The sequence below is a fragment of the Ignavibacteria bacterium genome (assembly GCA_025612375.1).
Taxonomy (GTDB): domain Bacteria; phylum Bacteroidota; class Ignavibacteria; order Ignavibacteriales; family SURF-24; genus JAAXKN01.
Window position 1 is genome coordinate 226313 of record JAAXKN010000003.1, and the last position, 16450, is coordinate 242762.

The 16450-nt window shown below is 43.3% G+C and carries 18 protein-coding genes and 1 tRNA gene; 1 reads left to right on the forward strand and 18 read right to left on the reverse strand.

What is annotated here, in order from left to right; genetic code table 11:
* Positions 1 to 10: 10 nt before the first annotated feature.
* The 16 genes from HF312_04130 to HF312_04205 form a co-directional block, all read right to left on the reverse strand.
* Positions 11 to 982, reverse strand: coding sequence for a PhoH family protein (locus tag HF312_04130; GenBank protein MCU7519379.1), 972 nt, complete (start codon positions 980 to 982; stop codon positions 11 to 13).
* Between the two features lie 99 nt (positions 983 to 1081).
* A complete protein-coding gene (locus tag HF312_04135) occupies positions 1082 to 1786 on the reverse strand; it encodes a LysM peptidoglycan-binding domain-containing protein (protein MCU7519380.1) in 705 nt (234 codons plus the stop codon).
* A gap of 31 nt (positions 1787 to 1817) precedes the next feature.
* Positions 1818 to 2084, reverse strand: a complete 267-nt coding sequence (locus HF312_04140) for a hypothetical protein (GenBank protein MCU7519381.1) — start codon at positions 2082 to 2084, stop codon at positions 1818 to 1820.
* A gap of 129 nt (positions 2085 to 2213) precedes the next feature.
* Positions 2214 to 2894, reverse strand: a complete 681-nt coding sequence (gene radC / locus HF312_04145) for a DNA repair protein RadC (GenBank protein MCU7519382.1) — start codon at positions 2892 to 2894, stop codon at positions 2214 to 2216.
* A gap of 104 nt (positions 2895 to 2998) precedes the next feature.
* Positions 2999 to 3856, reverse strand: coding sequence for a tetratricopeptide repeat protein (locus HF312_04150; GenBank protein MCU7519383.1), 858 nt, complete (start codon positions 3854 to 3856; stop codon positions 2999 to 3001).
* 12 nt (positions 3857 to 3868) lie between these two features.
* On the reverse strand, positions 3869 to 5410 hold the full coding sequence (gene guaA / locus HF312_04155) for a glutamine-hydrolyzing GMP synthase (GenBank protein ID MCU7519384.1): 1542 nt from the start codon (positions 5408 to 5410) through the stop codon (positions 3869 to 3871).
* Positions 5411 to 5584: 174 nt separating this feature from the next.
* Complete coding sequence (gcvH, locus tag HF312_04160) at positions 5585 to 5971, reverse strand: glycine cleavage system protein GcvH (protein MCU7519385.1); 387 nt, start codon at positions 5969 to 5971, stop codon at positions 5585 to 5587.
* A gap of 14 nt (positions 5972 to 5985) precedes the next feature.
* Positions 5986 to 7326 carry an acetyl-CoA carboxylase biotin carboxylase subunit gene (gene accC, locus HF312_04165; GenBank protein MCU7519386.1) on the reverse strand — a complete coding sequence of 447 codons (1341 nt, stop codon included), beginning with the start codon at positions 7324 to 7326 and terminating at the stop codon, positions 5986 to 5988.
* 29 nt (positions 7327 to 7355) lie between these two features.
* On the reverse strand, positions 7356 to 7823 hold the full coding sequence (gene accB, locus HF312_04170) for an acetyl-CoA carboxylase biotin carboxyl carrier protein (GenBank protein MCU7519387.1): 468 nt from the start codon (positions 7821 to 7823) through the stop codon (positions 7356 to 7358).
* Between the two features lie 14 nt (positions 7824 to 7837).
* Positions 7838 to 8401: an elongation factor P gene (gene efp / locus HF312_04175; GenBank protein MCU7519388.1), complete on the reverse strand. Its 564-nt coding sequence runs from the start codon at positions 8399 to 8401 to the stop codon at positions 7838 to 7840.
* A 201-nt stretch (positions 8402 to 8602) separates the two neighbouring features.
* Complete coding sequence (locus HF312_04180) at positions 8603 to 9289, reverse strand: hypothetical protein (GenBank protein ID MCU7519389.1); 687 nt, start codon at positions 9287 to 9289, stop codon at positions 8603 to 8605.
* A gap of 73 nt (positions 9290 to 9362) precedes the next feature.
* Positions 9363 to 9436 (reverse strand) — tRNA-Arg (locus HF312_04185).
* 74 nt (positions 9437 to 9510) lie between these two features.
* Positions 9511 to 10557, reverse strand: coding sequence for a CehA/McbA family metallohydrolase (locus tag HF312_04190; GenBank protein MCU7519390.1), 1047 nt, complete (start codon positions 10555 to 10557; stop codon positions 9511 to 9513).
* Positions 10558 to 10656: 99 nt separating this feature from the next.
* Positions 10657 to 11244, reverse strand: a complete 588-nt coding sequence (locus tag HF312_04195; GenBank protein ID MCU7519391.1) for a tetratricopeptide repeat protein — start codon at positions 11242 to 11244, stop codon at positions 10657 to 10659.
* 253 nt (positions 11245 to 11497) lie between these two features.
* Positions 11498 to 11800 (reverse strand): hypothetical protein, encoded by a 303-nt coding sequence (locus HF312_04200; GenBank protein ID MCU7519392.1) that lies wholly within the window; start codon positions 11798 to 11800, stop codon positions 11498 to 11500.
* Positions 11801 to 11812: 12 nt separating this feature from the next.
* Positions 11813 to 12676, reverse strand: coding sequence for a diaminopimelate epimerase (locus tag HF312_04205; protein ID MCU7519393.1), 864 nt, complete (start codon positions 12674 to 12676; stop codon positions 11813 to 11815).
* 263 nt (positions 12677 to 12939) lie between these two features.
* Between HF312_04205 and HF312_04210 the strand changes: the two genes are divergently transcribed.
* Positions 12940 to 13386 carry a response regulator gene (locus HF312_04210; protein ID MCU7519394.1) on the forward strand — a complete coding sequence of 149 codons (447 nt, stop codon included), beginning with the start codon at positions 12940 to 12942 and terminating at the stop codon, positions 13384 to 13386.
* A gap of 36 nt (positions 13387 to 13422) precedes the next feature.
* On the opposite strand, the gene HF312_04215 is transcribed toward HF312_04210, so the two are convergent.
* Positions 13423 to 14787 (reverse strand): hypothetical protein, encoded by a 1365-nt coding sequence (locus HF312_04215; protein ID MCU7519395.1) that lies wholly within the window; start codon positions 14785 to 14787, stop codon positions 13423 to 13425.
* Positions 14788 to 15054: 267 nt separating this feature from the next.
* Complete coding sequence (locus HF312_04220) at positions 15055 to 16422, reverse strand: peptidoglycan DD-metalloendopeptidase family protein (protein ID MCU7519396.1); 1368 nt, start codon at positions 16420 to 16422, stop codon at positions 15055 to 15057.
* Positions 16423 to 16450 lie beyond the last annotated feature (28 nt).

Sequence of the window (16450 nt, forward strand, 5' to 3'; positions counted from 1 at the left end):
AGAAAGAGTCTTAAAAAGACTCTTTCTCTCCTCCTGCCTGGAATTTCTCGTAAGCGTTAATAATGTCTTTTACAAGTTTATGGCGCACGACGTCACCCTTATCAAAATAAACAAAACCAACGCCTTCCACGTCTTTAAGAATGTCCTGAATCTGCACAAGGCCGCTTACAGTTTTTGTAGGGAGGTCTATCTGCGTTATATCACCAGTTATTATGGCCTTGGAGTTAGGCCCAAGGCGCGTTAAGAACATCTTCATCTGCATGCTGGTGGAGTTCTGTGCCTCATCCAGAATAACAAAGGCATTGTTCAGTGTCCTTCCCCTCATATATGCCAGGGGAACGATTTCAATGACGCCTTTTTCAATGTAGCTTTTAAGCTTGTCCGAAGGCATCATGTTGTCCAGAGCGTCATATAAAGGCCTGAGGTAGGGATCAATTTTCTCTCTGAAGTCACCAGGCAGAAAGCCCAGGCTTTCGCCTGCCTCAACAGCCGGGCGTGCAAGGACTATCTTGTTGACAAGCCCCTTTTTGAGGGCTGCAACGGCAAAGGCAACGGCCAGATAGGTTTTTCCCGTACCGGCAGGGCCTATTGCAAAACATATGTCCTGCTTTTTAACGGCCTGGAAGTACTTGATCTGTGTCGGAGTCTTGGCCTTTACGACGTCGTTTTTAGAATAAAGAACGATCGTATCGTATTCTTTTTCACTGATAATTTCCTTGCCCTGGAGCGTCAGTTCCATAATTGTAGTTACATCCGAAGGGCGGAGGTTTCCAGTGGTATTAAGCACATAGATCATCTCCTTAAAGATCTTCTCAACAGCGTCAATTTCCTCCGGGACACCCTTAATATAAACATTTTCGCCGCGCACGGTAATGGAAGTATTAAACCTGTCTTCAATCGGTTTAATATTGTTGTCGTTCATACCGAGGAGTGAGAGCATGTCTACATTTTCAAGTGTAAGTATTTTTTCAATCTGAGTCATTTCCTTTTCTTCCAATCCAAGTCTTTAAATATAAAAAGCCCTCTTCATCGCAAAATGAAAAGGGCTAAACCTTTGTACAAAGTTAAACATTAAGATTTATTACTTTGTAGTCTGATCCTTTGTGGTCTGCTGCGGAGGAGCAGGTTTATAATTTCTCCTCATCTTTTCATACTGAGCTTTTTCATCTTCAGTCAGATTCGGGATCTTGAATACCTGTTTTGGATAAATGAGGTCAGGATTCTTGATCTGGTCTCTGTTTGCCTGATAGATTTTCGGCCATGCGAAAGCATTACTATAAACATCTTTTTTCTTTGCAATGTTCCACAGGCAATCGCCTCTTACAACAGTGTAGTTCTTTTCAGCCGGAATGTCATTCCATGCATCGAGAGAACGCTGCATCTGGTTGTGAACCTTGTCAAAAAATTCAGGTAAAGCGCTGATTCTCATAGCTTTTAAGGAATCGAGTTCTCTCTGCCTGTCAGTCTTAGGGCTTTCTTTTCTCATGATTCTGCCGTTTAATTCGCTGACGGCTCTTCTAAAATTCTCGACGTCACCTCTGGTTGCGCCAACTGAGGCATAAAGTTCATTCATACAGTCGTCAAAGCTCTGAACGCTTGTAGATTTAAGTCTGTTGACTTCACCCTGGAGTGAGTCGCGTTCTTTTGTAAGTGACTGTTTCTGTTCATTAAGACGGTTCATTTCATTTTCCCAGTCTTCCTTCTTCATTTTTTCCTGAGCAAAAGCACTTGAAGCAAGGAATACCAAAAGGGCAAAAACACCCAGGAACAAGTTAAATTTTTTCATATATTTTCCTCCGATAAAATTCATTATTTAATTACTTGGGTAATTTTTCCAAGTTACTCTTGGTTTCTTCTTTGTCCCTTGCACACTGCTCTAATTTGGCGTTCTTTTCGCCAATTTCTCTTTCGAGTCTTGTCCTTTCACTTCTGAGTGATGTAACATCAGAGTTCAGTGTGTTAACTTCCTGCCTCAATGACTCAAGCTGTGCCATTTCTTCATCACTTACACCACTGCATCCCGCAAATCCAATCATCCCGGCGGTCAGCAGCATAGTCACAACGAGACCTTTAGATTTGGTCATATGCTTCCTCCTAATATTTTGATTTTTAAAAAAAAGTCCGAAAGAACTAATAATATATTATCAAAAATGGTTGTTTATGTCAAGTATATTTTAACTTTTAATTTTTCAATTATTTGAATTAAAATTTGTTTATATTAGCCTTTCCTCAGTGAAGCTGAGATAAGAATTGCCCGCCAGTATGATATGGTCAAAAACGTGTATATCCATCAGTTTTCCAGCCTCAACAAGGCGCTTTGTAATCGAAATATCCTCATTGCTAGGTTCAGCGTTGCCGCTCGGGTGGTTGTGCATTAATATAATGTTAGCAGAATTGTTCTCAATTGCAACTTTAAATACCTCTCTGGGGTGCACGATGCTGGAGTTTAGGTTTCCGACTGATATTACCTCTTCTTTTATGATCTTATTCGAGGAATTCAGGCACAAAACCATAAAGCGTTCCTTCAGTTCATCGCGCAGAATGGGGATAAATATGTCGGCTACGTCCTTTGGACCTGTAATTTTCCTGTTGCGTGAGAGTTTACTTTGTGAAGCTATGCGGCGGCTCACCTCGAAAACGGCCACAAGCGTGGCTGCTTTATCCTGGCCTATACCGTGCCCGTTTTTAAGGGCGGCTACGGAAAGCGACGCCAGGACGGCCAGGCTGGCATACTTGCTTATGAGTTCCTGGGCCAGTTCGATTACCGACTTACCCCTTGTGCCCACACGGAGGAGTATTGCAAGAAGTTCCGTATCGCTCAGGCTCTGAGGGCCGCGCAGAATGAGCTTTTCCCGCGGCCTGTCATCCAAGGGCAGATCCTTTACTTTCAGCATACCGGAGGTCCTTTTATTTATAAAGGAAAAGTATTCAGGTGCTAAAAAGAATATCTAAGCAATTTCTAAAAAATTTTTGTGTCCTGTTTCAGCCCCCCCGGGACTCAGGTTTTGCACTTTTTCTTGCCGTCCAGAGCCACCTGGTTATTGGGATCGAGGTTAAGGGCCATTTCAAAATAGCTCCCGGCATCTTTTACCTTCTGCGTATTCAGGCAGGCAAGCCCCAAAAACGTGTAGGCCTCACTGCTGGCATCGGCATTTGAAACATACTCTGAGAGGTGTTTTTCGGCCGATGGATAATCCCCCAGCTGCAGGTACGCCTTTCCTGCCCACTCATGAAGAGAGATTTCCTTGTTATTTAGCTTCAGGGCCTTTTCAATTGAGGTAACGGCATGGAAATGCATCCCTTTTGAATAGAATATAATGCCGTAGAGGAGGTGCACTTCCCAGCTGTTGCTGAAAAGCTCTTCGGCATTTTTTACATACTTCAGGGCCTCGTCAAAATTCCCGAGCTCAATTTCAATTTTCGCCATGTATATGTAAGCTTCAAAATGAAATTCAGTGCTGGTGCTCTTCTCCAGGTAGTTAAGGAAATTAATCCTGGCTATTTCAAATTCCTTTAGCATAAAATTCGAGTAACCGAGGAAAAAGAAATGTATCGGATGCTCATCGGGATTAAAAATAGAAAGAGCGTCAATTGCCTCATCCCACATTGAATATTTGATCAGCATCTGCCCCAGGTAGAGCCTGATCTCGCTGTCGTCTGAAACCTCAGTTATATAATGCCTCAGGAGTTTAACCGAGGCATTAAAATTTCTCATCTTGTCGTACAGGCTGGCCAGTTTTATATAAGATAAAGTATGCTCAGGGGCCTCGGCAATTATTTCAGTATAAATCTGAATTGCATGCAGGTACTTTCCCTGAGCCTCATAGTCGGAAGCTTTCTTTAATTTATATTCCAAGTGTAACACTCTTTATTCCCACTCAATTGTTGAAGGCGGCTTCGAACTGATGTCGTAGACGACCCTGTTTATGCCGCGTACGTTCCTTATGATCTTATTTGAGGCAATGCCAAGGAATTCAGATTCAAATGGGTACCAGTCTGCCGTCATTCCGTCGGTGGAAGTTACAGCTCTAAGAGCAACTACGTTTTCGTATGTACGGGCGTCGCCCATGACTCCAACTGTCTGCACGGGGAGCAGGACTGCAAATGCCTGCCAGATCTTGTTATATAAACCGGCCTTTTTAATTTCACTAATAAAAATATCGTCAGCTTCCCTTAAAATAGCAAGCTTTTCTTCTGTTATGTCGCCCAGTATCCTGACGGCGAGGCCCGGCCCCGGGAAGGGGTGACGTTCAATGAAGCTCTCAGGGAGCCCCAGCTCGCGCCCAATTTGCCTAACCTCATCCTTAAAGAGCTTGCGGAAAGGTTCAATGAGCTTCAGGTTCATTTTCTCGGGCAGTCCTCCCACGTTGTGATGAGTCTTGATCGTTACGGAAGAACCGACTACGGCAACGGACTCAATTACATCAGGGTACAATGTGCCCTGCACGAGGAATCCTGCATCCTGGAACTTTTTAGCTTCCTGCTCAAAAATTTCTATAAAAGTGTTGCCGATGATTTTTCTTTTCTTCTCGGGGTCAGTTACGCCCTTAAGCCTTTCGAGGAAAATTTCCGAGGCATCGACGTGAATGAGCTTAAGCTGGTAGTTATTCTGAAACATCTCTACAATCAGGCGGCTTTCATCTTTACGCATGAGGCCCGTATCGACGTGTATGCATATGAGGTTTTCACCCAGCGCCCTGCTGACCAGGATTGCGGCAACAGATGAGTCCACTCCTCCGCTTAAGGCGCATATGGCTTTTTTCTGTCCCACGAGGTTTTTAATCTCGTTAATGCTCGATTCAATAAAATGTTTTGGGGTCCATTCACCCTTAAGTCCGCAGATTTTGAAAAGGAAATTGTCCAGTATCTTTTTGCCCTCGGTGGAATGGGCAACCTCGGGGTGGAACTGCACGCCGTATATATTTTTCTTCTCATCGGATATAGCGCATATGGGGGAGTCTTCAGAGGTGGCCGTAACCTTAAAATCCTCAGGCAGGCCTGTCAGATAATCCCCATGGCTCATCCAGACAACAGAGTTGTCACTGACACCTTCAAAGAGTTTGCTTTCAGAGGAAAGCTTCAGCCTTGCTTTCCCATATTCCCTGCTTACGGCAGGTTCAACCTTGCCGCCAAGCGTTTTGCCCAGTAGCTGAAGGCCGTAGCAGATGCCTAAGACCGGGATACCCCAGTTAAATATTTCCCCGTCTAAATAAGGGGCATTATTGTCGTAAACGCTTAAGGGGCCTCCTGAAAGGATAATCCCTTTTGGATTTAGCTCTTTTATTTTTTCCAGACTTAAGCTATAAGGATGTATTTCCGAATACACTCCGCTTTCGCGGATGCGCCTTGCAATAAGCTGTGTATACTGGCTTCCGAAATCGAGTATGAGTATTAGTTCTTCTTCTTTCATTCTTTAGAATTTCTTTAATTGGCAATCTATATTTAATTTCTTTACAATAAAGCCCATAGGGCTTCAAACTAAGCCCGCGGGGCTTTAGAAAATCCCTACCATTTAAAATAATAAAAACAAAACCCGTTTGTTAGACAGATTTTGTTTTTAATGTCTGCATCATCTATGTAATTCTTAGTGAGCCTGTCCAATAAGCTGCTTGTAATCTTCGGCGCTTAAAAGGTCATTTAAGTCTGCATTATCTGAGATCTCGATCTTTATCATCCAGCCCTCTCCGTAGGGATCTGAATTAACGACCTGCGGCTCATCAGCAAGTTTCTTATTGAGCTCGACAACTTTGCCCGAGCAGGGAGCATACATATCGCTTACAGTTTTAACTGCTTCAATTGTACCAAAAGATTCTCCCTTTGTTACTTCCTGTATACCGGGGTCAACGTCAACAAATACAACATCGCCCAATTCCCCCTGAGCGTAATCTGTAATTCCTACAGTTCCCACATTACCTTCTACAGATATCCATTCATGGTCTTTTGTGTACTTTAAGTTTTCCGGAACGTTCATATTAACCTCTAAAATTATTTTGTAAGAAATTTATCTATAAAGCTTGTATCAAATTTACCGCTTAAAAATCTTTCGTCTTCCAACACCTTCAGGTGGAAGTCGATTGTTGTCCTGACCCCCTCAATTGTAAGCTCCTCCAGGGCCCTTTTGGCTCTTGCAATTGCATGTTCCCTGTCTTTTCCCCAGACAATGAGTTTTCCCAGGAGGGAATCGTAATTTGGAGGGATGACATAATCCTGATAAATGTGTGAATCCACCCTGACGCCGAATCCGCCCGGGAAATGAAGTGAACTTATTTTTCCCGGTGAAGGCCTGAAGCCGTTTTCAGGATCCTCGGCATTAATTCTGAACTCGATGCTGTGGCCGTTGGGTTCACCTTTAGGAAGTGTATCGACGCTCAGCCCTGCTGCCACCCTTATCTGCTGGCGGATCAGGTCGACTCCGTTTATCATTTCCGTTACAGGGTGTTCCACCTGAATACGGGTATTCATCTCCATGAAATAGAAATTCTTGTGCTTATCCAAAAGGAACTCTATTGTGCCTGCGCCTTCATAGTTAACAGCCCTGGCGCCTTTAATTGCAGCTTCGCCCATCTTACGCCTAACGTCCTCATCAACTGCAGGAGAAGGAGATTCTTCTATCAGCTTCTGATGCCTTCTCTGGACCGAGCAGTCGCGTTCCCCATAATGGTAAACGTTTCCAAACTGGTCGCCTAAGATCTGGATTTCGACGTGGCGCGGGTTCTCGACGTATTTTTCAATATAGACCTCTGCATTTCCGAAGGCGCTACCGGCCTCAGCACGGGCGGTCTGAAAGGCTTTTTCAAGTAAGGTCTCGTCGTAGACGATTCTCATACCCTTGCCGCCTCCGCCTGCCGTAGCTTTTATTATAACTGGGTAGCCGATCTGAGCGGCAACTACTCCCGCCTCCTCAAGTGTCTTAACCAATCCGTCGCTTCCTGGCACAACAGGCACGCCGACCTTTTTCATTGTGTCCTTTGCATAAGCCTTATCCCCCATGGCCTTGATCATCTCAGGCGAAGGGCCGATAAACTTGATATTTACTTCCTGGCAGATTTCTGAAAAGTCCGCATTCTCGGCCAAAAATCCGTATCCCGGATGTATGGCGTCGGCGCCGGTAACCTGGGCTGCGGAAATGATGCGTGAAATATTAAGGTAACTTTCCTTTGCCAGAGCAGGACCGATGCATACGGCCTCGTCGGCAAAGGTTACGTGCAGGCAGTCCCTGTCAGCTTCTGAATAAACAGCTACTGTTTTTATACCGAGTTCTTTACAAGTCCTAATTATACGCAGCGCTATTTCACCGCGGTTAGCAATTAAAATCTTCTTGAACAATTGAACCTCAAATTAACATGTAATGGACTTTAGACCTCTATTAGGAACAAAGGCTGGTTGTATTCAACAGGCTTGCCATTTTCCACCATGATTTTCACAATTTTACCGCTTACATCAGACTCAATTTCATTCATCAGTTTCATGGCTTCAATTATGCACAGAACTTTACCCGGTGCAACTGTATCCCCTACTTTTACAAACGCCTCGGCATCCGGTGTAGGAGCCCTGTAGAACGTGCCCACTATAGGGGAACGGATTTCATGCTGATTAGAAGGCTCGGCTTCAGCCGTATTTTCCGCCGCCGGGCTCTCAGGCCTTTGTGCCGGCTGCGCAGGCATTACTGCAGCCGCAGGCTGCATTACAGGTTGTGCAATTATCTGGCCGCCGGAAATTCTTTTGGATATCTTAATTTTTGTTTCTCCGTCTTCAACAGAGAAATCTGTAATTCCGCTGCTGTCAATCAGTTTAACAAGTTTTTTAATGACCTCTAAATCCATCATTCCCTTTACTTTTATTGTTTAACTCTTTCAACGTAAGAACCGGTTCTTGTATCAACCCTGAGGACATCACCTTCGTTAATGAATAAAGGCACGTTTATGCTTGCTCCGGTTTCGAGCTTTGCCGGTTTGTTTGCGTTTGTAGCCGTATCGCCCCTGAAGCCGGGTTCGGTTTCAATTACCTTCAGGTTAATAAATATAGGGATTTCAACTGTTACAATGTCATCTCCGTTGAAAAGTATTTCAACTTCTTCGCTTTCCTTTAAGAAGCGGACTCCTTCGTCGAAAAGGTTGGTAGGGATTGTTATCTGCTCATAGGTCTCATTGTCCATGCATACCAGACCGGCGGGTTCCTTATAGAGGAACTGGTATTTTCTTCTTTCAACTCTTACCACGTCAACCGATTCACCGGCTCTGAAAGTATTGTCGAGTACTTTGCCGTTTCTCAAGTTTTTAAGTGTTGTACGTACGAAAGCTCCGCCTTTGCCCGGTTTTACGTGCTGGAACTCTACGATGGTATAAAGATCATTTTTAAATTTAATGATTAAACCGTTTCTGAAATCTGATGTATCTGCCATAATTTCCTAAAATTATTATTATTGGATAGAAAAATATAGTTATGAACGCCTATAAAGTCAAGAAATAAGAAGCATTGGCGTTCCATGCAAATGCTGTAATTACAGTTGTTTACGGGAGGAGATAGAAAAAAAGAGGGCCCCCGTCTATAAAAATAAAAAAGCCGTGATAGTTAACCACGGCTTTGAAAACTTTTTGCCTGATTATTTGTCAAGGGCCAGGTACTGTTCGGCCTCTCTGAGGGCCATTGAGGTCTTGTACTCATCTTTAATTTTATTGAACTGCTCCATGGCTTTATCCTTACTGCCAGCCTTATAGTAGTCAATTCCGGAACTGAGCAGGTAATCTGCATTGTTCACGTTTTCCTTGGAAACGTGAGCTGCGTCGCGGAAGGAATCTGCTGCTTTTTCGAGCTGGTTTTTAGCCTCATAAAAGCTTCCCTTTCCGGCCAAAGCTGTAGCCTTGAACATATCGATGCTGCCGCTGTAGTCGTCATAATACTTAAAAGCTTCGTCGAACTTACCGAGCATATTGTATGAATTTGCAAGGAATATCTTGGCTGTTTCACCATTTTCGGTGCTGCCGTATTCTTCAACAATTTTCTTTAATCCGATGACGTTCGTGCCGGCCCTGCCGTCAATTGCTTCCTGATAAGCCCCGGAATCATATAATCCCATAACTCTTGAGAGCTCTACGTTGGCTTTTTCATTGTTGGCTGCCTTATTGCTTAAGTACCAGTAAACTCCGGCAACAACAACAACGAGTGCAATTGCATAGATGTAGACCTGTGACTTGTACTGGTCGAAAAATTTCACTGCCTGATAGTAAGAAGTTACAAGCCTATCTTCTTTTATCTCCTTTTTGGAAATATGTTTCCTTTTTGTTAGCACTTTTCATCTCCCGATTAAAAATATAAAATAAACTCTTCACAAAGTATTCAGGGCTTTCTGTGTCCTGAATTTGTACGCCCAGGAGGAATCGAACCCCCAACCTTCGGAACCGGAATCCGACGTTCTATCCAGTTGAACTATGGGCGCATACCTGAAGTAAAATACAAAAATTTATTCAGCAAAGCTTCATCAAAATAAAATTTATCTATAGTCTGCCGGAACTACCTGATCCTTATATGATTCGAGAAAATCCAGGCTTTCTTCTCCAGATAAACTTCCACCCTGTAGGCTCCCGGTTCTGCAATATGGAACTCGGCATCAATATTTTCCACCCTGTCGTATACTATGCCGTTTTTAATGAGCCTTATCTCCCCGCTCATATTCGGCAGTAATACCCTGAGCCTCGTGTTATTGCGGAGGGGAACTTCCTCTCCCATCTGGAAAATTCTGTTTTCCGACTCGGCAAAGAATCTGAAGCCCGAGGCATCAGCATGATAATAATTTGCAACGAAGCATCTACCGGCTCTGAGAGCCTCATAAATAACATTTCTGGCTTTCAGCACCGATTCCGGTGTGCCATCATTTTCTATTTTCTCATATGCTAAAATATGAGTTCTGATCGATTTGAACAACACTTTATAGGGGAAAACTTCAACCTCAAAGAAGCCCAGGAGGTTAACCTTATGTGCATGCGCATCAACGCCTCCAATGCCCACTACCCTTCTTTGTGTGTTCAGATGGTCCCACAGCTCTAAAGTCTCAGACTGCGGGGCAACAATGGAACGCAAGGGATGCATGAACCACTGGTATTTGTTTTCCTCCGTCAGGCCCTCCATCCATTCCGACATATGATTCCAGATCTCGATGCCGGTAAAATCCTCCGTATCCCATTCAGTCCAGGGATAAGGGGGATGCTCTTTCATGGAAGTCCTCTTTTCGTGCGGATGGGCAATAAAGCCGATGCCCCCGGCGTCCTTAACTTTCCGCACTATTTCCCTGGCCGGGAGCCTTGTTGAGAAGGTCTCCGAGATATTAAAAGCCAGGTAGTGGTTTTTATTCTCCTTATCGTTAATCTCACATCCGGCTAAAAGCAGCGTTCTGCCGTACCACTTTTCATATCCCTCTTTAAGAGCTCTAAGAGTATTATGATCCGTCAGAATTATGAAATCCAGACCCGCCTCGTCAGCCAAAGCAGCAATCTGGGCTACTTCGCCCGAACCGTCTGAGAAAACCGAATGGATATGTATTGCTCCAACGTATTCGACCATAAGTCTAAATTTTGGCTGTTAAATATAGATATAATTCCAATTAGAGAAAAGAAGGAAATTTTGTCATTAAAGCCCCTTTTAGTGCATAAATAAGGAGCTTTATTTTGCCCCGGTCATCTGTATGGCTTCCTGTGCCATGGTCGAAAACTCGGTATTCGGATAGTTTTTAACTATATCCTGCCAGATGCTCTTAGCTTTTTGGACGTCGCCCCTGCTTGAGGCAATTGCGCCCAGGTTATATTTTGCCTGAACGTTGTTCTTGTCGTAAGCAAGAACGCTGTTAACCAGTTCTTCAGCTTTATTGTAATCACCCCGGTTATAATAAACAAGTCCTAGTGAAAACCTTATATCTGTTCTTTTTGGGCCTTTTTTCAGAATATTTTCATAGATAGGTATTGCCACTTCAGGCTTGTGGGCTGCCGCCAGAAACTCTGCATATTCTCTTGCCCTTAGCGTATCGCCGGGATTTTTTTCATAATTGCTCTTTAAGGCTGCCATTTTCTGCTTTATGTCCTCGCTTAAGTCTGCCGATGAGGGCCCCTTTCCGCCCTGCAGCCCCTGATGGACCTCATCCTGAGGCATCTGGGAGCTCTTTTCAGATTTGTTACCTGAGGTTGAAAATATAATCAGAAACACAACGGCTGCAGCAATTACGCCTATATAAATATAAAGCGGCTTAATTTTCATTTACGACTCCTTAAGACTTTTCAAAACTTATTCAAAACTTAATAAAATATGTCTCCTCTTTTCAAAAAGAGGGATAAAAAACAATTTAATCAGTCAGGCTAATTTAAGCAATATTATGAAGTCTTAAAATGGAATTTTCTTCACGTAAAAAGCCCTTTGGAGCAAAAAAAAGGTCACTGCCTCAAAGAGAAATGACCTAAAAAAGATTCAAAAAAAACAAAGGTTCCTTTTCAAAAAACTGCCTACGGGCAATTTAGTCCAGGACCTCATACATTGTAGTATATTTTGTAGAATTTTCCTTAATAAGGTCTGAGAGCTTTGACATCAGTATGTCGATTCTTTCATTCTGGTTGTCGTCAAAAGCCTCATAGGCCTCATCGCTTTCAAAAGTATAAACTTCTTCAAAACTGTTCTGTTTATTTTTCTTCTCATAAATTGAATAGCTAAGCAGTCCATTGCTTGCAACAAGTGTTTTCAATTCGCGCATTATATTAAAATATTCATCTCTCTTGGTTGGTACCACGTCATATTGAATTGAAAAGATAACTTTAGCCATAATTTCTCCATTTTAAAAATATAGGTTTTTGTAAAATTCTCCGGTAAAAGTAATTACAGCCGGACCGCTCAGGGACAGATCCCTTATATTTTCTCCATCAGCCTTAAACTCTACCTTTAACTCGTCGCCCCCTTTTGTAATAAGGGTAATTGGAGACTTCAGTTCTCCCTTAAAGTAGCACACAAGGGCCGAAGCAACCGAGCCTGTTCCGCAGGCCCATGTTTCATCTTCAACTCCTCTTTCATATGTGCGTATAAAAACTTTGCCTTCAGAAATTTTAATAAAATTAACGTTTGTTCCCGCAGGGGCAAAGTCATTTAAGTATCTAATCTGCCTGCCTAAATCAAATACCGGGAATTCGTTCAAATCCCAGTAAACTTCTTTTGAACTTCCGGGCTTTAAGACAGCTTCAGCTTTTACAACAACGTGGGGTGAGCCGGTGTTGATGTAGGAAGCCTTGATGTGCTGCCCCGATGCCATGAGGCTCATTTCAGGCCTGTAATCTTTTGGCAGGCCGAAATTAAATTTAACATAGTCAGGCCTTAAGATCTCTCCGCTATAAGTTTCCCCGTTTGAAACAAACCTTGCTCTTTGTGAAGGTATTCTGCCGCTGAAGTCCGCATACCGCAGGGCACACCTGGCGCCATTGCCGCATAAGGTACCCGTTGAACCATCGGAATTATAATACTCCATACTGAAATTATAGCCTTCAGCATCATCAATTACAAGAACACCATCAGCACCTATACCCGTCCTCCTGGAGCACATTTTCAGTATAGCTTCAGAAGTCAAAGCCAGTTCAGGGGCCGTTTTTTTATCAAAAAGAATAAAATCGTTGCCGGCCCCGCTCATCTTTACAAAGGAAACTTTTTTCATAGCACATCTAATTTAATGGAATAAATAGTCCTTTGCAATAAGTATTTTAGTTTTTTTGCCGCACTTTGGCCCATACCAGCCTGCCTTTTCTTACAATAAAGGGCACCGGATTTGGGATTGCCGCCCTTGTAAATTTTCCTTTATTTGGGACTAAAATTTTTTATACTTATTAATTTAAGTTGTGTCTTCTTCCCGCAAATTTAAAGGGCAATAATGAGTGCGGGAGCCTAACCTTCCATTTTTTTATCATAATAAGAGAGGATATGAACACCAGTACGATAAGAATAATGATGATTGAAGATAATCTTGGCGATGCCATGCTCATCGGCGAGATGCTTAAGGAGGCCAAAAACAGAAGGTACTTGCTTCAGCACAATCTTCAGCTCTCAACGGCATTTGAATGCATTGATCATAAAAGCTTCGACATAATACTTCTGGATCTTGGGCTACCGGACAGCACGGGGCTCGGTACACTTAAGAAAGTGCTTGAAAAGGCTCCTTCTATTCCTGTAGTCATTATGACGGGCCTTGACGACGAGGATCTCGGTTTTGAAGCCGTTAAAATGGGCGCGCAGGATTACCTCATTAAAGGACAGATCGATACGAGCCTTCTCTTCAGGACTATACGCTACTCCATTGAACGGAAGAACATTGAAAAAGCCTTAAAAGAAGCCTACCCGGCAGAAATTAAAAAAGCGCTCAGTTTATAGCCTGAGCGCTTTTTTTTGTAATTATTTCAAAGAAAACTACATCCCGAAAGGATAAACAAAAGAAACCCTCGGCTCAATTTTCTTCTGCGGAACAAAATCAACCACGTTGCTATTTGCTTCCCTTACAGGACTGAAAGTCCAGTTGTAAACCAGTGAAACGAGCATAAAAGGAATCGGTTTATAGCCTACCTCGGCATAGAGGTACGAGCGGTCGTCAAGCCTGAAAAGGTCCCTTTCGCCTTCAATATTTATTTTGTCATAACCTGCTCTAGCAACATAGGAGCCGTCTTTAGGAGAGATGTCCGTTACAAGGTGAAGGATTCCGCTTTTCGGGTCTTTATCCAGCCTCTGGTAGCTTCCAAGTATGTCAAATGCGTTAAACACCCTTACGAGCAGTTCGCCATAGTAGCCGTTACCCGGATCTGTAAGGTTCTGAAGCCTTGCGGCCTTGCTGATATAGCCGTCTTTACTCTCGGCAGTATTCCCGTTTTTGTCGACCATAAAACGTTCAATCTCGTAAAGAGAGTTGAAGTATGAAGGGAGGTAGTTATCACCATTAAACCTTCTTTCCAGTTTGGCCTGTGCCGAGACGATCCCGAGCCCGTGCAGGTCGAGTTTTAAGCCTAAGGAAGTACCATGGCCGAAGTTTACAATTTTAGCGTAATCGAAGTATGGGGTAGCTGTAAACATGTCTGTTATGTGAATCGGCAGGCCTAAATCAAAACCCACAATTTTAGTTCTTCCCATATCTTCAAGAACATCAAGCTGTTTAGTGCTGTCGTTAAAAGCAGCCTTTGTCACGCCTGAATATTTATTGAAGTCCTCGGCAAACGAGGCGCCAATTTCAAGATTGCTTATAACGGGGACCTCTGCAAGAGAGGTGAATTTAAGGGGTCTTACGTAGCCTCTCATGCCTGTTACGCCGGCCTGGCCGAAATTGCCGTATACGGTTTCAAAGCCGAACTGATCGAAATCCATATCCAGCTCAAGGCCGACTTTACGGACGTCGAAGCTGGGGCTGTTGTTATACATATAAATAATGCTTCCATGCCCCAGTGAGGCATAATCCAGAGCACCGAGCCTTCCGTAGAGGGCATCGCCCTTATAGCCGTATCTGACATAACGGATTACGGAGAGGTAATCAGAAAATTCGTTGAAGTTTTCTTTGCGCATTTTCCCCTGAGTATCGAAGTCGAGATTAAGGTCGAGCCCCAGGCCCCAGTTGGCAAAGGAGACCTCCGGCCTGAAATGCAGTGTATAGTAAGGTTTACCATCGATCCAGGTCATTCCCATGCCGCCCTGAAGGCCGCCCTGGTTAGCGCCGGGATATAAAGAAGTGTACTGAGCTTTCGTAACCTGAAGAAAGGAAAGAATAAAAATAATGATAAATAGCTTTTTCATTTAACTCCTCAAATTGTATCATGTCCTAAAACTCTATTATCGGCAGAGAGGACATTAAATTAACACCGTTTTTTTACCCTTTAGGGGTGTAAATATAAGAATAAGTTCAGAATTGAGCCATATGAAACAGGAAGGTGGTATGACGAAATATCGAAGGTTCAGATTTTCTTCAAATCAGGGGTAAAATAATGTCTTTTTTATTCTAATGGCAGGCGATATAGCCGGAATAATTTAATTCAAAGTGAACTTTCTTTCACATGGGCTGAATTATCTTCTTCCCAGCCACACTTCGGGGTTCTGGTTTGAGCGCTCGTTCCAGATTTCAAAGTGGAGTATGCTCCCTTCCAGGCTTTCACTGATCCTGCCTATTACGGTGCCGGCCTTAACCCTGGCCCCTTCACCTAAAAGTATCTCTCCCAGGTGGCCGTAAACGGTCCTGAAGCCATTTTTGTGCGTAATGATGAGAACGCTGCCGTAACCCGGCACCCAGTTGACTGCCGAGACAATTCCGTCACAGACGGATTTAACGTCAGTGTCATTGGCTTTAATGTCAATGCCGTAGTTTAATGTCACCGTGTTTAGTTTTGAGTTTCTGTTCTCACCGAACTTCCTGATGACCTTACCGCTGTTGACAGGCCAGTGCAGGCGCCCCCTTAAAGATGAAAACGACTCCATGCCGCTGTATGCATAATCCTCGGCCGGGATTTCATTTTCAGCCGAAACAACTTCTTTAACCTCTTCTTTTGTAACGCTTTGATTTTTATTTACAATCCGTGTTGAGGTCTCTTTATTTTCTCTGCTTTCTTTATTTTTCTTCGCCTTCTCAAGCTTTGCCAGGAGCTGTTTCCGTTTTTCTTCGGCCGCTTTCTTTTCTGCAGATCTCCTTCTTTCTTCTTTTTCAATCAGCCTTGAAATCAGGTTTCTGATCTCCCCTTCGGCCTTCTTCTTCAGCTCAAGCTCTTTTCTAAGTGAGTTCTTGTCGTTTCTTAAGCCGGCAAGAATGGATTTTCTTTCAGCAAGCTTTGCATTTAGGCTTTTTTCTTCCTTCTGCTTTTCTTCTGCAATGGCCCTTTTTTCATCCCTTTCATCTACGAGCTTTTTCTGAAGCATAGAAAGTTCATCCTGCTTTTCTTTTAAATCTGCTATGTTCTTCTGCCTTTGCAGGGATATTTTCTTAAGATATTTGTACCTTACAAGTGCCTGGTTGAATGAGCCAGAGGAAAAAACCGAGTTCAGCTCGCTGTCCTTGCCGTGCTTGTAGAGATGAACGACGTACTTTGCATAAACCGCCTTTAAGCGCCCGATCTCCTTTTCTATTGCCGAGGCCTGAGTTTCAGTCTTGCCAATCTGCCTGTCCTTTTCCTCTTCTTCTGATCTTATGGAATTTATGAGCTGACTGAGATAGTGGTTCTGACGGCTGTAGTTTTCAAGCATTTCAATGGACATCTTTTCTTTCTTCGACTTTTTTTTCAGCTCTTCTTCCAGGCGGTTTATCTCCTGCTTCAGCTCCTTAAGCTCGGCTTTTTTATCCGTAATCTTCTCCTGTGCCCTTAAGAGAGTGCCTGCAGTAAATAAAAATATAATTGTGAGTAAGACTGAAGAAAAATATCCCCGGGGCAATATATCACTGAACAATATATCTCTGAAATGAAAGAAAGAGCTG

Coding starts and splice junctions, on each gene's coding strand:
- HF312_04200 (MCU7519392.1), bottom strand. CDS start 11,800: ATGGCTAAAGTTATCTTTTCAATTCAATATGACGTGGTACCAACCAAG.
- accB (MCU7519387.1), bottom strand. CDS start 7,823: ATGGATTTAGAGGTCATTAAAAAACTTGTTAAACTGATTGACAGCAGC.
- guaA (MCU7519384.1), bottom strand. CDS start 5,410: ATGAAAGAAGAAGAACTAATACTCATACTCGATTTCGGAAGCCAGTAT.
- HF312_04215 (MCU7519395.1), bottom strand. CDS start 14,787: ATGAAAAAGCTATTTATCATTATTTTTATTCTTTCCTTTCTTCAGGTT.
- HF312_04205 (MCU7519393.1), bottom strand. CDS start 12,676: ATGAAAAAAGTTTCCTTTGTAAAGATGAGCGGGGCCGGCAACGATTTT.
- HF312_04210 (MCU7519394.1), top strand. CDS start 12,940: ATGAACACCAGTACGATAAGAATAATGATGATTGAAGATAATCTTGGC.
- gcvH (MCU7519385.1), bottom strand. CDS start 5,971: ATGAACGTTCCGGAAAACTTAAAGTACACAAAAGACCATGAATGGATA.
- radC (MCU7519382.1), bottom strand. CDS start 2,894: ATGCTGAAAGTAAAGGATCTGCCCTTGGATGACAGGCCGCGGGAAAAG.
- efp (MCU7519388.1), bottom strand. CDS start 8,401: ATGGCAGATACATCAGATTTCAGAAACGGTTTAATCATTAAATTTAAA.
- HF312_04140 (MCU7519381.1), bottom strand. CDS start 2,084: ATGACCAAATCTAAAGGTCTCGTTGTGACTATGCTGCTGACCGCCGGG.
- HF312_04195 (MCU7519391.1), bottom strand. CDS start 11,244: ATGAAAATTAAGCCGCTTTATATTTATATAGGCGTAATTGCTGCAGCC.
- HF312_04135 (MCU7519380.1), bottom strand. CDS start 1,786: ATGAAAAAATTTAACTTGTTCCTGGGTGTTTTTGCCCTTTTGGTATTC.
- HF312_04190 (MCU7519390.1), bottom strand. CDS start 10,557: ATGGTCGAATACGTTGGAGCAATACATATCCATTCGGTTTTCTCAGAC.
- HF312_04130 (MCU7519379.1), bottom strand. CDS start 982: ATGACTCAGATTGAAAAAATACTTACACTTGAAAATGTAGACATGCTC.